This window comes from Bacillus paranthracis, assembly GCF_001883995.1.
GTDB lineage: Bacteria > Bacillota > Bacilli > Bacillales > Bacillaceae_G > Bacillus_A > Bacillus_A paranthracis.
In genome coordinates, this window is the sequence record NZ_MACE01000035.1 from 1 (window position 1) to 14,773 (window position 14,773).

16 protein-coding genes, 1 tRNA gene, 1 other RNA gene and 1 other annotated feature are annotated in these 14,773 nt (G+C 37.1%); of the genes, 14 read left to right on the top strand and 4 right to left on the bottom strand.

Annotated elements, in window-relative coordinates; translation table 11 throughout:
- Positions 1-70: 70 nt before the first annotated feature.
- A complete protein-coding gene (locus BAQ46_RS14490) occupies positions 71-1,072 on the bottom strand; it encodes a YaaC family protein (protein ID WP_000554271.1) in 1,002 nt (333 codons plus the stop codon).
- 115 nt (positions 1,073-1,187) lie between these two features.
- Here BAQ46_RS14490 and guaB point away from each other — a divergent pair, with 115 nt between their 5' ends.
- The 7 genes from guaB to BAQ46_RS14525 all read left to right on the top strand — a co-directional run bounded on the left by guaB (position 1,188) and on the right by BAQ46_RS14525 (position 8,140).
- Positions 1,188-2,651 (top strand): IMP dehydrogenase, encoded by a 1,464-nt coding sequence (gene guaB / locus BAQ46_RS14495; protein WP_000264079.1) that lies wholly within the window; start codon positions 1,188-1,190, stop codon positions 2,649-2,651.
- Between the two features lie 113 nt (positions 2,652-2,764).
- Entirely contained in the window at positions 2,765-4,072 is a 1,308-nt protein-coding gene (gene dacA / locus BAQ46_RS14500; protein ID WP_129075294.1) for a D-alanyl-D-alanine carboxypeptidase DacA, read from the top strand.
- A gap of 161 nt (positions 4,073-4,233) precedes the next feature.
- Positions 4,234-5,121, top strand: coding sequence for a pyridoxal 5'-phosphate synthase lyase subunit PdxS (gene pdxS / locus BAQ46_RS14505; RefSeq protein ID WP_000186156.1), 888 nt, complete (start codon positions 4,234-4,236; stop codon positions 5,119-5,121).
- Between the two features lie 18 nt (positions 5,122-5,139).
- Positions 5,140-5,730, top strand: coding sequence for a pyridoxal 5'-phosphate synthase glutaminase subunit PdxT (gene pdxT / locus BAQ46_RS14510; protein ID WP_000238780.1), 591 nt, complete (start codon positions 5,140-5,142; stop codon positions 5,728-5,730).
- Positions 5,731-5,784: 54 nt separating this feature from the next.
- Positions 5,785-6,006, top strand: a binding site (T-box leader).
- 51 nt (positions 6,007-6,057) lie between these two features.
- Positions 6,058-7,332: a serine--tRNA ligase gene (gene serS, locus BAQ46_RS14515; protein WP_000884180.1), complete on the top strand. Its 1,275-nt coding sequence runs from the start codon at positions 6,058-6,060 to the stop codon at positions 7,330-7,332.
- A gap of 156 nt (positions 7,333-7,488) precedes the next feature.
- Positions 7,489-7,581 (top strand) — tRNA-Ser (locus BAQ46_RS14520).
- A gap of 166 nt (positions 7,582-7,747) precedes the next feature.
- Entirely contained in the window at positions 7,748-8,140 is a 393-nt protein-coding gene (locus tag BAQ46_RS14525; protein ID WP_000364209.1) for a sigma factor-like helix-turn-helix DNA-binding protein, read from the top strand.
- Between the two features lie 35 nt (positions 8,141-8,175).
- Here BAQ46_RS14525 and BAQ46_RS14530 read toward each other — a convergent pair whose 3' ends face one another.
- The 3 genes from BAQ46_RS14530 to BAQ46_RS14540 form a co-directional block, all read right to left on the bottom strand.
- The gene (locus tag BAQ46_RS14530) at positions 8,176-8,844 is read right to left on the bottom strand and encodes a deoxynucleoside kinase (RefSeq protein ID WP_001053585.1); all 669 of its coding nucleotides are present in this window, start codon (positions 8,842-8,844) and stop codon (positions 8,176-8,178) included.
- A gap of 2 nt (positions 8,845-8,846) precedes the next feature.
- Positions 8,847-9,482 (bottom strand): deoxynucleoside kinase, encoded by a 636-nt coding sequence (locus tag BAQ46_RS14535; RefSeq protein WP_071742071.1) that lies wholly within the window; start codon positions 9,480-9,482, stop codon positions 8,847-8,849.
- A 125-nt stretch (positions 9,483-9,607) separates the two neighbouring features.
- A complete protein-coding gene (locus BAQ46_RS14540; RefSeq protein ID WP_071742072.1) occupies positions 9,608-10,147 on the bottom strand; it encodes a cysteine hydrolase family protein in 540 nt (179 codons plus the stop codon).
- A gap of 108 nt (positions 10,148-10,255) precedes the next feature.
- Here BAQ46_RS14540 and tadA point away from each other — a divergent pair, with 108 nt between their 5' ends.
- The 7 genes from tadA to BAQ46_RS14580 all read left to right on the top strand — a co-directional run bounded on the left by tadA (position 10,256) and on the right by BAQ46_RS14580 (position 14,583).
- Positions 10,256-10,756, top strand: coding sequence for a tRNA adenosine(34) deaminase TadA (gene tadA, locus BAQ46_RS14550; protein ID WP_000439009.1), 501 nt, complete (start codon positions 10,256-10,258; stop codon positions 10,754-10,756).
- Positions 10,757-10,835: 79 nt separating this feature from the next.
- Positions 10,836-11,100, top strand: an RNA gene (gene ffs, locus BAQ46_RS14555) — signal recognition particle sRNA large type.
- A 132-nt stretch (positions 11,101-11,232) separates the two neighbouring features.
- The gene (gene dnaX, locus BAQ46_RS14560) at positions 11,233-12,921 is read left to right on the top strand and encodes a DNA polymerase III subunit gamma/tau (RefSeq protein WP_000121557.1); all 1,689 of its coding nucleotides are present in this window, start codon (positions 11,233-11,235) and stop codon (positions 12,919-12,921) included.
- Positions 12,922-12,946: 25 nt separating this feature from the next.
- Positions 12,947-13,273 (top strand): YbaB/EbfC family nucleoid-associated protein, encoded by a 327-nt coding sequence (locus BAQ46_RS14565; RefSeq protein ID WP_001996460.1) that lies wholly within the window; start codon positions 12,947-12,949, stop codon positions 13,271-13,273.
- Positions 13,274-13,287: 14 nt separating this feature from the next.
- The gene (gene recR, locus BAQ46_RS14570; RefSeq protein ID WP_000559169.1) at positions 13,288-13,884 is read left to right on the top strand and encodes a recombination protein RecR; all 597 of its coding nucleotides are present in this window, start codon (positions 13,288-13,290) and stop codon (positions 13,882-13,884) included.
- Between the two features lie 14 nt (positions 13,885-13,898).
- Positions 13,899-14,120, top strand: coding sequence for a YaaL family protein (locus BAQ46_RS14575; RefSeq protein WP_000466020.1), 222 nt, complete (start codon positions 13,899-13,901; stop codon positions 14,118-14,120).
- 193 nt (positions 14,121-14,313) lie between these two features.
- Positions 14,314-14,583, top strand: a complete 270-nt coding sequence (locus tag BAQ46_RS14580; protein WP_001089262.1) for a pro-sigmaK processing inhibitor BofA family protein — start codon at positions 14,314-14,316, stop codon at positions 14,581-14,583.
- Positions 14,584-14,773: the final 190 nt, after the last annotated feature.

The window sequence follows — 14,773 nt, forward strand, 5'->3', positions numbered from 1 at the left end:
GGACCTTGTCCCTGTGAGAGTAGGACGTCGCCAAGCAACTAAAAACACAAGTCTTTTGACTTGTGTTTTTTTATTTCCCATGAAATAGGTTCGGTTCTGCTAGTAAAAAATTCGAAATATAGTAAGGAATTTTTTGAGCAGAAATAGTAAGAAATTGATAAATAAATGGGTAATCTTCAGAGCCATAGCTTCCAAGTAAATCATACCACCAATCTGTTTCGTATCTAGAAATCATACTTAAATTGTAGAGCAATAAATAGTGAACAAGAAGTTCAGGTAATACGGGTTTAGGATTTCTAGGGTCAGTTGTAAGTGGTAAGTAATAAGTATCAGCGAGATATTCGTAGTATAAAGGTGTACTATATATAGGATTCCACGATTGAATAGGAGCTGTAAAAAGCAAATTGGAGGCGCTCGTTTTCCCAGTAACATGTTGCACGGATAAGTGCTTACAAATTGATTCAATATAACGTGAAAATCTTTCTGAAGTCATATGAAGTCGATCTAGTATATTGACTGAAAAGGAAAGTTCATTTGCATTTGTTGAATCAATTTTATACAAAGTGGCACCTCGTTGACTATAGCGAAATAAGTTTTGTAATTCAGGAATATTCCCCATTAAATCCAACATGTTAAACTTCTCTGATTCTAAGTGTTTCATGTGAAACAGCTGTTCTGCCACATGAGTAAATAATCCATTTTTTTGTACCTTTACCTCATCTTCTAAAAATTGATATCCCTGTTTTTTCCGCTTACGAGTCGTAACACCATGAGCTAAAACAGTAGTGGATTCAGGATAGTTCGGATCAATAGTTAATAAGCATGCTTTAAAAAGTTGGCTCATTCCATAAAACAATAACATTGGCTGAATTGAAAAGGGAGCTACCTTATATAATTCATAATAATTTTTCCCATGTTCTAAGTAATAAATAAAGGGATAACAATTTTCAAAACTTTTTTTTTCAGCATTTTGTATGGAGGATTTTTCATAACAACGGGCAAGATAACGTTGTACATTTTGAGATGAAAAGAAGAAACTTAATTGCTGCCAAGTACAATGTGTCTGATGCATATATTACGCTCCTTTTATTGTCTAAAAATTCTAACATATATATACGTCCTTGACAGTATTTTAACCAATTGATAAGCTACTAATAATAATTTCTGGTATCATGGGGGGAACAATTATGTGGGAATCTAAATTTGTTAAAGAAGGTTTGACTTTTGATGACGTATTACTTGTACCAGCAAAGTCAGATGTACTACCAAGAGAAGTAAGTGTTAAAACAGTTTTATCTGAAAGCTTACAGTTAAACATCCCGTTAATTAGTGCAGGAATGGATACAGTAACAGAAGCGGATATGGCTATTGCAATGGCTCGTCAAGGCGGTTTAGGAATTATTCATAAAAATATGTCTATTGAACAACAAGCCGAGCAGGTTGATAAAGTAAAACGTTCTGAAAGTGGTGTTATTTCAGATCCTTTCTTTTTAACTCCAGAACATCAAGTGTATGATGCAGAGCACCTTATGGGGAAATATCGTATCTCAGGTGTACCGGTTGTAAATAATTTAGACGAGCGAAAATTAGTTGGTATTATTACAAACCGTGATATGCGTTTTATCCAAGATTACTCAATCAAAATTTCCGACGTAATGACAAAAGAACAGCTAATTACAGCTCCAGTTGGTACAACGCTAGATGAGGCTGAAAAGATCCTACAAAAGTATAAAATTGAAAAACTCCCTCTTGTTGATAACAACGGTGTATTACAAGGGCTTATTACAATAAAAGATATTGAAAAAGTAATTGAATTCCCAAATTCTGCGAAGGATAAGCAAGGGCGCTTATTAGTTGGAGCAGCAGTTGGTGTAACGGCTGATGCTATGACTCGCATTGACGCATTAGTAAAAGCTAGCGTAGATGCAATCGTACTTGATACAGCCCATGGACATTCTCAAGGCGTTATTGATAAAGTAAAAGAAGTTCGTGCAAAGTATCCATCATTAAATATTATCGCTGGAAATGTTGCTACTGCTGAAGCAACAAGAGCATTAATTGAAGCAGGGGCAAACGTAGTTAAAGTTGGTATTGGACCAGGCTCTATCTGTACAACACGTGTTGTAGCTGGGGTTGGTGTACCACAATTAACAGCGGTTTATGATTGTGCAACAGAAGCTCGTAAACACGGTATCCCAGTTATTGCTGACGGTGGTATTAAGTACTCTGGTGATATGGTTAAAGCTTTAGCAGCAGGAGCACATGTTGTTATGCTAGGTAGTATGTTTGCTGGTGTTGCTGAAAGTCCTGGTGAAACTGAAATTTATCAAGGTCGCCAATTTAAAGTATATCGTGGTATGGGTTCTGTCGGAGCGATGGAAAAAGGAAGTAAAGATCGTTATTTCCAAGAAGGAAATAAAAAACTTGTTCCAGAAGGTATTGAAGGACGAGTACCATATAAAGGACCTTTAGCAGATACAGTTCATCAATTAGTTGGTGGATTACGTGCAGGTATGGGATATTGCGGAGCACAAGATTTAGAATTCTTACGTGAGAATGCACAATTTGTTCGTATGTCAGGTGCTGGTTTACTTGAAAGTCATCCTCATCACGTACAAATTACAAAAGAGGCTCCAAACTACTCATTATAATGTCTTATATATAAATAGACGGAGATTTTATATCTCTGTCTATTTTTTTTTGATTATGTTAGAATAACGGTTATGTGAGTACATAGATATTGGGGGTAGCAAAAGTGAAAGGTATGTTTTGCAAAAGATTCATTGCGCTAGTAACAATGCTTACACTAGCTTGTAGTATGTTGTTACCATATAGCAATGCATCAGCTGAAACAGGAGCCGCTTTAAACATTGAAGCAGGTGCGGCAATTTTAGTAGAAGCGAATTCTGGGAAAATTGTATATCAAAAGAATGCAGATGAATTATTATCCATTGCTAGTATGACAAAGATGATGAGTGAGTATTTAGTTCACGAAGCAGTGGATAAAGGAAAGCTTAAGTGGGATCAGAAAATTAAGGTTTCTGAATATGCGTATAAAGTTTCACAAGATGCTTCATTATCAAATGTGGCATTAGAAAATGGTGGTTCTTATACAGTAAAAGAGTTATACGAGGCAATGGCAATCTTCTCTGCAAATGGTGCAACGATTGCATTAGCAGAAGCAATTGCAGGTAAAGAAGTAGATTTCGTAAAAATGATGAATAATAAATCGAAAGAACTAGGATTGAAAAATTATAAATTTGTCAATTCTACAGGTTTAACGAATAAAGATTTAAAGGGAATGCATCCAGAAGGAACAACAGCGGATGAAGAGAATAAAATGTCTGCAAAGGATGTTGCAACTTTAGCACAACATTTAATTAAAGATTATCCCAAAGTGTTAGATACAGCAAAAATCCCGAAAAAAGAATTCCGTCCAGAAAAAGAGAAGTTTGCAATGTCGAACTGGAACTGGATGTTAAAGGGCTTAGTTAAAGAATATGATGGCGTAGATGGCCTAAAAACAGGCTCAACTCCAGAAGCGGGAGATTGCTTCACTGGTACGGTTGAAAGAAACGGTATGCGTTTTATTTCTGTAGTGATTAAAACAAGTTCTCATACAGCACGTTTTGATGAAACAAAGAAGCTATATGATTATGGATTTGCTAATTTTGAAATGAAACAAATGTATAAAAAAGGTTCTTCAGTAAAAGGACAAGAAACAGTACGAGTAGAAAATGCGAAAGACAAAGATGTAGCAGTTCAAACGAAACAAGCCATTTCACTTCCAGTACCAAAAGGAAGTAAAGATGTTTATAAAACAGAATTAAAAGAATCAAGTAAGGGACAAGAAGCACCTATTAAAAAGGGAGCTGCGCTTGGTCAAATGGTAATTACGCCAAAAGATGCAAACGACCCTGGATTTTTAACTGGTAAGTCGTTACAAGTGGATCTTGTAACAACATCTGAAGTAGAAGAAGCAAACTGGTTTACTCGTGCTATGCGCGGAATTGGTTCTTTCTTTAGTGGTATATGGAATAGTGCTGTTGATACAGTAAAAGGTTGGTTTTAAAAGCTCCTCATTGTAGGGGCTTTTTCTTATTCCTATTTTTCATACCGACTTTATGAAAAAGTAGTAGACAAGCATCTGATAGTTAGTGGTAGAATGTAAGAGTATTCTTAATTTTCGCCTTTAACGGGGAAAAGCAATTCACCTAGGGGGGTTTTTGTAACATGACAAATGTAACAGGGACAGAACGTGTAAAACGTGGAATGGCAGAAATGCAAAAAGGCGGCGTTATTATGGACGTAATTAACGCTGAACAAGCAAAAATTGCAGAAGAGGCAGGCGCAGTTGCCGTTATGGCATTAGAGCGTGTACCAGCAGATATTCGTGCAGCAGGTGGCGTTTCTCGTATGGCAGACCCAACAATTGTTGAAGAAGTTATGGGTGCAGTGTCAATTCCGGTTATGGCAAAATGCCGTATCGGTCACCTTGTAGAAGCACGTGTATTAGAATCATTAGGGGTAGACTATATCGATGAGAGTGAAGTATTAACTCCTGCCGATGAAGTATACCATTTAAATAAACGTGATTACACAGTTCCATTTGTATGTGGTTGCCGTGATATCGGAGAAGCTGCACGTCGTATTGCAGAAGGTGCATCTATGCTTCGTACAAAAGGCGAACCAGGAACAGGAAACATTGTAGAGGCAGTGCGTCATATGCGTCAAGTCAATGCAGAAATCCGTCAAGTTGCAAGTCTACGTGAAGATGAGTTAATGACATATGCAAAAAATACTGGTGCTCCTTATGAAGTACTACTTGAAATTAAACGCCTTGGTCGTTTGCCGGTTGTAAACTTTGCAGCAGGTGGTGTAGCAACACCAGCAGATGCAGCGTTAATGATGCAACTTGGTGCGGATGGTGTATTTGTTGGATCTGGTATCTTTAAATCAGAGAATCCAGCGAAATTTGCACGTGCAATCGTTGAAGCGACAACTCATTATGAGGATTACGAGTTAATTGCAAGCCTTTCTAAAGGACTAGGTAATGCGATGAAAGGTATTGAAATTTCAACGTTACTACCAGAGCAACGCATGCAAGAGCGTGGATGGTAATTGAAGGAGAACTTTAAAATGGTGAAAATCGGTGTACTAGGTCTTCAAGGTGCAGTTCGTGAACATGTAAAATCAGTTGAAGCAAGTGGTGCAGAAGCTGTTGTTGTAAAGCGTATAGAACAACTTGAAGAGATTGATGGTCTTATTTTACCAGGCGGTGAAAGTACAACTATGCGCCGTCTTATTGATAAGTATGCTTTCATGGAACCACTTCGTACATTTGCGAAGTCTGGTAAACCAATGTTTGGTACATGTGCAGGAATGATTCTTCTTGCAAAAACACTTATTGGCTATGACGAAGCACATATTGGTGCTATGGATATTACAGTTGAGCGTAACGCGTTTGGACGTCAAAAAGATAGCTTTGAAGCTGCACTTTCTATTAAAGGTGTGGGAGAAGATTTTGTTGGCGTATTTATTCGTGCTCCGTATGTTGTAAATGTAGCGGATGATGTTGAGGTACTTTCTACACATGGTGATCGAATGGTGGCTGTAAGACAAGGGCCGTTTTTAGCTGCTTCTTTCCATCCGGAATTAACGGATGATCATCGTGTAACAGCATACTTTGTAGAAATGGTAAAAGAAGCGAAAATGAAAAAAGTTGTATAAGTAACTTGCAACTTGTATAAGATTATAGTAAATTGATGGTAACAATTTTATAAAATAAGCGTGTTGATAGGAAGTAGTAACAAATGTCGTTTCTTATAGAGAGTCGATGGTTGGTGGAAATCGATAGAAACAGTTTGTGAATCCATCCTGGAATGGAATGTGGAATATCTTTATGATTAGTAAACATTCCCGGTGAAGAGCCGTTATTTCTACTTGAGAGGAAGGCGGTAATGCTTTCAACTAGGGTGGCAACGCGGGTTAACTCCCGTCCCTTTATATAGGGACGGGAGTTTTTTGTGTTTTATAAAATAAAAGGAGGAGTATATAATGCTTGATATTAAATTTTTACGTACAAATTTTGAAGAAGTAAAAGCAAAGTTACAGCATAGAGGCGAAGATTTAACTGATTTTGGTCGCTTTGAAGAGTTGGATACGAGAAGAAGAGAACTACTTGTTCAAACAGAGGAACTAAAAAGTAAACGTAACGAAGTATCTCAACAAATCTCTGTATTGAAGCGCGAAAAGAAAGATGCAGAAGCTCTAATTTTAGAAATGCGTGAAGTTGGAGAAAAAGTAAAAGATCTTGATAATGAACTTCGTACAGTTGAAGAAGATCTAGAAAGATTGATGCTATCTATTCCAAATATTCCTCACGAATCTGCTCCAGTTGGTGAAACAGAGGATGATAATGTAGTAGCTCGCACTTGGGGAGAAGTAAAGGAATTTGCTTTTGAACCAAAACCACATTGGGATCTTGCTACAGATTTAGGAATTCTAGATTTTGAACGTGCTGGAAAAGTAACAGGAAGCCGCTTCGTATTCTACAAAGGTGCTGGCGCAAGATTAGAGCGTGCTTTAATTAGCTTTATGCTTGATCTTCATACTGATGAGCATGGATATGAAGAAGTATTACCTCCTTATATGGTAAACCGTGCAAGCATGACAGGGACAGGACAACTTCCGAAGTTTGAAGAAGATGCATTCCGTATTGAAAGTGAAGACTACTTCTTAATTCCAACAGCTGAAGTACCTGTAACAAATATGCACCGTGATGAGATCTTAAATAAAGATCAATTGCCTATAAGATATGCTGCATTTAGCTCTTGTTTCCGTTCTGAAGCAGGTTCAGCCGGCCGTGATACACGTGGTTTAATTCGTCAGCATCAGTTCAATAAAGTAGAGCTTGTGAAGTTCGTAAAACCAGAAGATTCTTATGAAGAGTTAGAAAAACTAACAAATGATGCAGAACGCGTGTTACAATTATTAGAGTTGCCATATCGCGTTATGAGCATGTGCACAGGCGATTTAGGATTTACAGCAGCGAAGAAATACGATATCGAAGTATGGATTCCAAGCTATGGCACATATCGTGAAATCTCTTCTTGTAGTAATTTCGAGGCTTTCCAAGCGAGACGTGCAAACATTCGTTTCCGTCGTGAACCAAACGGCAAACCAGAACATGTTCATACATTAAATGGATCTGGTCTTGCAATTGGACGTACGGTGGCAGCTATTTTAGAGAACTACCAACAAGAAGATGGTACAATTATAATTCCAGAAGTTCTTCGCCCTTATATGGGAGGAAAAACAGTTATTAAGTAAATTTATAAACATTCATCGGTATGAGTGATTGGTAATTATGAGCGTTGTCAGTACTATAATGTAGGAGAGGGAAAGTAAAATTTTCCTTTCCTCATAATTTATTTTAGTAGGGTTGACTAACTGTTTTTCTTTTGATATTATATTTGATGTCAATATGGAGGTATACCCAAGTCTGGCTGAAGGGATCGGTCTTGAAAACCGACAGGCGGCGAGAGTCGCGCGGGGGTTCGAATCCCTCTACCTCCTCCAGATATAATTGACAACAGCGCATATAAGTGGAGATTGGAGAACTCGTTACCAACACGTAACGAGTTTTTATTTTAAAACCAATCATAAAGTATGGGGTAAGGATATGTTGTCCTTATTACACACTCATATTCCGATGATTATCTTCATAGATATGAAAGGAGTCAACATGGATCTTATTATACAAACGTTTCCTTTAGATGGAAAAACTTTATATTATGTACAATGTCCTGTCTGTAAGAACAATAGAATTTTAAACAGTGGTGCAAATGTATCACGCATTATTAGCGATGATACATTCCGTAAACTTTGTGGTTGCACTTGTAATGTAAAGCAAACTGCAACAAAAGTAGAGGCACCAAAAAAAGTTAAAAAAGAAGCTGTAAAGAAAGAAGCAGCTCCAAAACGTACAGGTAAAGTATTAACAGCAGTAATTAACGGGAAAGAAATGACTGTTAAAGAGATTGCTGAGGCGTACGATATTAGTACAAGTACTGTTCGTCAGCGTATTAACGCTGGAAAACCTGAGAGTGAAATTATTGCTCCAACAAAGAAGAAGTAATTTAATAGAAAAACCCGTGCGTATGCACGGGTTTTTTATTTTACAAGTTTACGTGTTTGTTTTAAAAAATGGCCGATTTTTTTAATGATTGGTTCAATGGAATCACCATCTTTTAAAATATCATATTCATTAATGTTTAATCTTAAAACAGGGCATGAATTAAAGTTATTAATCCAGTTTTCATAACGCCCATGCATCTCTTTCCAATACTCAATTGGTGTTTGCTGTTCCATCGGACGTCCACGTTCTTGGATACGATCAACGATATCATCGAAAGAACCTTCTAAGTAAATGAGTAAATCTGGATGAGGGAAGTAAGGAGTCATGACCATAGCGTCAAATAAACCTTTATATGTTTCATAATCAGTTTCCGTCATTGTACCTTTTTCGTGATGCATTTTTGCAAAAATGCCAGTGTCTTCATAGATAGAGCGATCTTGAACAAAACCGCCGCCGTATTCAAAAATTCTTTTTTGTTCTTTAAATCGTTCTGCTAAAAAATACACTTGTAAGTGAAAGCTCCAGCGTGTGAAATCAGCATAGAACTTGTCCAAATACGGGTTAGAATCTACCTTTTCAAATGACGTGCGATATCCTAAAGCGTTAGCCAATGCAGTTGTCATAGTGGATTTACCGACACCTACTGTTCCAGCGATAGTGATTACTGCGTCATTTGGGATATCATATTTTTGCCTTAAATTCATTATTATTTCGACTCCTTTAAGAGAGTATTTTGAAGGGCAGATAGGATGACGTTTAAATCATCAGGATTTTTTACAAAATCCATATCGTCTCCATTAAATTTCAATACTGGGATATCTGGATGGTCTTTTTTAAAAGCATCCATTGCTGTTTCGTAATCTTTTGTGAGCTGTAGTAAGTAATTTGGATCCATATTTTTTTCGAATTCTCTTCCGCGCATTTCGATTCGCTTTTGTAATGTTTCTAAGCTAGCTGTTAAATAAACGATAACGTTTGGAACAGGCATATCTTGTGTAAGGATACGATAGATTTGCATGTACTTGTCATATTGAGAATCTTTTAATGTACGGGATGCGAAAATTACGTTTTTGAATATATGGTAGTCCGCTACTACTGGCTTCCTTTGATTCAAATACTTTATGTTAATATCTTCTAATTGTTTGTATCTATTACAAAGAAAGAACATCTCTGTTTGAAAACTCCATTCGTCGATGTCTTCATAGAACTTTCCTAAAAAGGGGTTTTCATCAACAATCTCTTTCAGTAAGTGGAGTTGCATGTGAGTTGAAATTTCCTTCGCAAGTGAAGTTTTTCCAACACCAATTGGTCCTTCAACCGTGATAAATGGTACTCCGGTCACGCTGTTTCCTCCTTTCAATCAGTGATTTACCGTGACTACTAAAAACACAAAACAGAATTATTGTAGCACAAGAGGAAGGCGAGCGGTTTAATTTGATATAAAAAGTTAGAAAATAGATATATGTATTAATTAAATTTTATTTGAGACGAAGGTACTATATTTGCTTTTAATGTCGTTTCCATTATTTTTAAAGCATGCAGGTTATCTTGATCATGATTAGAGGCGATACAGTCCTGTGGTACATACAATGTATAATTCCTCATATGAGCATCGTTAGCTGTAAAGAGGATACATATATTCCCGGCGACACCTGTTAATATTAGATTTTCTATTTTTAAATAGCCTAATAAAGAATTTAAAGGTGTTTCATAAAAAGCAGAGTAATGTGGTTTAATAAAAATGTAATCATCAGCATTTGGAGCGATCTTATGAATGATATTTTTACTATACTCATTTGTACAATGAGTAATCAATTGGTCAATATCAGACCTCCAAAGTTGATAATGGTCATTAATATAAATGACGGGGCAACCGAAGGATTTCATTGTTTTCTTTAATTGTAAAATAGGATTGGTTATCATTTCGCATTTTTTGGCTAGGATAGGCCCGTGTGAAAATTGAAAGTCATTAATCATATCGATAATGAGTAAGGCAGTATTCTTCATATGTAATCCCCTCTCTTTTTTTCTTAGGGTGGATTGAATTTATAAAAGTTATCCCATGTGTAGTAAATGGAAATAAGTGTACTTTATTTGTAATGAAAGGACTATTTTATGGAACGTGATCAAGATATTTATTTTATGCAGTTAGCAATAGAAGAGGCTAAAAAAGCAGAGGCAATACAAGAAGTGCCGATTGGGGCAGTTATAGTGTTGGATGGTGAAGTAATTAGTGTTGCTCATAATTTAAGGGAGACTGAGCAAAGATCGATAGCTCACGCTGAGTTGTTAGCTATTGATGAGGCGTGCAAAAAATTAGGGACATGGCGTTTAGAAGATGCGACGTTATATGTAACATTAGAGCCTTGCCCGATGTGTGCGGGTGGAATTGTTTTATCACGAGTAAAGCGAGTTGTATATGGTGCGAGTGATCCGAAAGGTGGATGTGCAGGTACATTGATGAATCTGTTAACGGATGAACGCTTTAATCATCAATGTGAAGTAGTAGCTGGTGTATTAGAAGAAGAGTGCGGTACGCTGTTAACGAACTTTTTTAGAGCGCTTCGTAAAAAAAGAAAAGCGATTAAGAAATTAGAGAAAAGTAAAGAGAATTAACGTATTTGCATTTTATAAAAAAACAAGTTATACTGATAGTGCCTTTAATGAAGGCAACCGAATATTGGTTTTAACTTTGCCGTGCTAAGCGGGGAGGTAGCGGTGCCCTATACTCGCAATCCGCTCTAGCGAGGCCGAATCCCTTCTCGAGGTTATGTTGCTGTAAGGCCTGCCTTAAGTAAGTGGTGTTGACGTTTGGGTCCTGCGCAACGGGACCCCGTGAACCTTGTCAGGTCCGGAAGGAAGCAGCAATAAGCGGGTCTTCTCGTGTGCCGCAGGAGTGCCTGAACCGAGCTAACTGCTTAAGTAACGCTTATGGTACGTAATCGACAGAAGGTGCACGGCAGTTATATATGTATACAAAACTCACCTTAATACTAAGGTGGGTTTTTTGTATAGAAAATAACTTTTGGAATCTATAAACAGAATGGGTTATAATAAATGAGATAATAACCTTTGAGGGAGGCCGTATTTTCGTGTCATACCAAGCGTTATACCGAACATGGAGACCGCAAAAGTTTGAAGATGTAGTCGGTCAAAAGCACGTGACAAAAACGTTGCAAAATGCCCTTCTTCAAGAGAAAGTTTCACATGCTTATTTATTTTCTGGGCCGAGAGGAACAGGAAAAACGACAATTGCAAAAGTGTTTGCAAAAGCAATTAACTGTGAACATGCTCCGGTAGCTGAACCTTGTAATGAATGTCCTTCTTGTTTGGGGATTACACAAGGGTCTATTTCAGATGTATTAGAAATTGATGCGGCTTCAAATAACGGTGTAGATGAAATTCGAGATATTAGAGATAAAGTAAAATATGCTCCAAGTGCTGTAGAATATAAAGTATACATTATTGATGAAGTTCACATGCTTTCCATGGGTGCCTTCAATGCGCTTTTAAAAACGTTAGAAGAACCGCCAGGACATGTTATCTTTATTTTGGCGACAACAGAACCGCATAAGATACCGCCTACAATTATTTCGCGTTGCCAACGTTTCGAATTTCGAAAGATATCAGTAAATGATATTGTTGAGAGATTATCGACAGTTGTGAACAATGAAGGTACGCAAGTAGAAGATGAGGCATTACAAATTGTTGCACGTGCCGCTGAAGGTGGTATGCGTGATGCGCTCAGTCTTATTGATCAGGCAATATCTTATAGTGATGAGACCGTTACGACAGAAGATGTATTAGCTGTAACGGGGTCTGTTTCTCAGCAATACTTAGGCAACTTAGTAGAATGTATACGTGAAAATGATGTATCAAGAGCATTACGTATCATAGACGAGATGATGGGTAAAGGGAAAGATCCAGTTCGCTTTATGGAGGATTTCATTTACTATTATCGTGATATGCTTTTATATCAAACTTCACCACAATTGGAACATATGTTGGAACGAGTAATGGTTGATGAGCAATTCCGGACGTTAAGTGAAGAAATGCAGCCGGAAGTAATCTATGAGATCATTCATACTCTTAGTAAAGCACAACAGGAAATGAAGTGGACAAATCATCCGCGAATTTTCTTAGAAGTTGTTATGGTACAACTGTGTCAACAGTTTATGATGCAAGCAAATGGTGCAGATCGTTTACAAGCAATTATGAACAGGATGCAGCAATTAGAGAAAGAGTTAGAACAAGTCAAAAAGAATGGTGTGCCGGCTGGTGTGCAGCAGGAAGTCAGAGAGACGCGTGCAGCACCAAAGCCAGTACGGACAGGAAGTATGAAGATACCTGTCGGACGCGTAAATGAAGTATTAAAGCAAGCGAAGCGTCAAGATTTAGAACAATTAAAAGCTGTATGGGGAGAGTTGTTAGGAAGACTCAAAGCATACAACAAAGTAGCGTTTGCTGTTTTATTAGAAAATAGCGAACCGGTAGCGGCTTCAGATGATACTTACGTTTTAGCGTTCCAATATGAGATTCACTGTAAAATGGCAAGCGAAAATCGAGAGGCTATGGATACAGTGGAACAAACTTTATTTGAATTGCTAAGTAAAAGATTAAATATGATTGCCATTCCAAAAAGTGAATGGGGTAAAATCCGTGAAGATTTTTTACAGCGTGAAGGTGGAAGTTCTGAAGAAAGCCCAGAGAAAAAAGAAGATCCTCTCATAGAAGAGGCTGTAAAATTAGTAGGGCAAGAACTCATTGAAATAAAAGAGTAATAATAATTAGGAGGAATTAATTATGATGCGTGGCGGAATGGGAAATATGAATAACATGATGAAACAAATGCAAAAGATGCAAAAGGAAATGGCAAAGGCGCAAGAAGAACTTGGCGAAAAAACAGTTGAAGGTACAGCTGGCGGCGGTATGATCACAGTTATTGCAAATGGTCATAAGCAAATTCTTGAAGTAAAAGTGAAAGAAGAAGTTGTAGATCCAGAAGATATCGAAATGTTACAAGACTTAGTGTTAGCTGCAACAAACGATGCACTTAAGAAAGCTGATGAACTTTCAAACTCTACAATGGGTAAATTTACAAAAGGCTTAAACTTACCGGGTGGAATGTTCTAGGAGGATATTGATATATGCATTATCCAGAACCAATATCAAAACTAATTGATAGTTTTATGAAATTGCCAGGAATCGGACCGAAAACAGCGGTTCGATTGGCGTTTTTCGTATTAGATATGAAAGAAGATGATGTGTTAGGTTTTGCAAAAGCACTTGTAAATGCGAAGCGAGACTTAGCATATTGTTCTGTGTGCGGGCATATTACTGACCGTGATCCTTGTTATATTTGTAACGATTCACATCGAGATCAATCAGTTGTTTGTGTCGTGCAAGAACCGAAAGATGTAATCGCGATGGAAAAGATGAAAGAGTATCAAGGTGTATATCATGTGTTACGTGGTGCTATCTCTCCAATGGAGGGGATTGGACCAGAAGACATTAATATCCCGCAACTTCTAAAGCGACTACACGATGAAACAGTACAAGAAGTAATATTAGCAACAAATCCTAATATTGAAGGGGAAGCTACAGCGATGTATATATCCCGCCTCTTAAAGCCGACAGGTATTAAAGTGACTCGTATTGCACACGGTCTGCCAGTTGGTGGAGATTTAGAATATGCAGATGAAGTGACACTGTCGAAAGCGTTAGAAGGTCGTAGAGAAGTATAAGAGGAGAAACAAAAATGTTCTTTCAAAAAAAGGGTAAATTGCGTAAAGAGTATGATGATAAGCTAATTGTACTATTAGAAAAGGTGAAGAATGAATGGTTACGTCAAAAGAGAATGGTTGAACAAAGTGTTGAACCATCTCAAGATGTACTTTGTTCTTTGAAAATAGCAGAGGCGAAATATTTCTTCTTGCTAAAAGAAGCAAAACGTCGTCCTGTAAAGATGGAGCAATGGTAAAAGGTTCTGCTGAAAAAGCAGAGCCTTTTTATTTTATTCGTTTGGAAAGATCGATTAATAGTTTTTGTGAAGAACGTGTAGCCGAATCAAGGTGAATAAGATGAAACGACTGGAGTTATATAATAAACGTTCTTTTTTATTGTCTTGTCCCATACAAATAAATGTGTATAGGTCATTCATAAGGAGGAAAAAAATGAATTCTACAATTATTATTGTTGGTATTCTTGCGTTAGTTTTTATTTTCCTTGTTTTTGGTGTTTCTTCTAAGCCGTTGCGTTTTATAGGAAAAGCGCTCTTTCATGTTACTTTGGGAGTAGCATTACTTTTTATCGTAAATGTTGTAGGAACGTATTTTGATTTTCATATCCCAATTAACTTGGGCACCGCAACAATTACAAGTTTATTAGGCCTACCCGGTGTTGCTGCATTAGTGGTTATTAAACTTTATATCATGCCAAAATAAATTTATTTTGGCATTTTTTTTAAAAGTGTTGACTTGTGAATGATTAATATGGTAAATTAATAAGCGTCGTCAGGAACGAAAGAAAAAAGTTGTTGACAGATTTAACGCAAAATGTTAAATTATAAAAGTCGCTGAAACGCGATGTTGAACTTTGAAAACTAAACGAAACAAACAACGTGAAACGTCAATT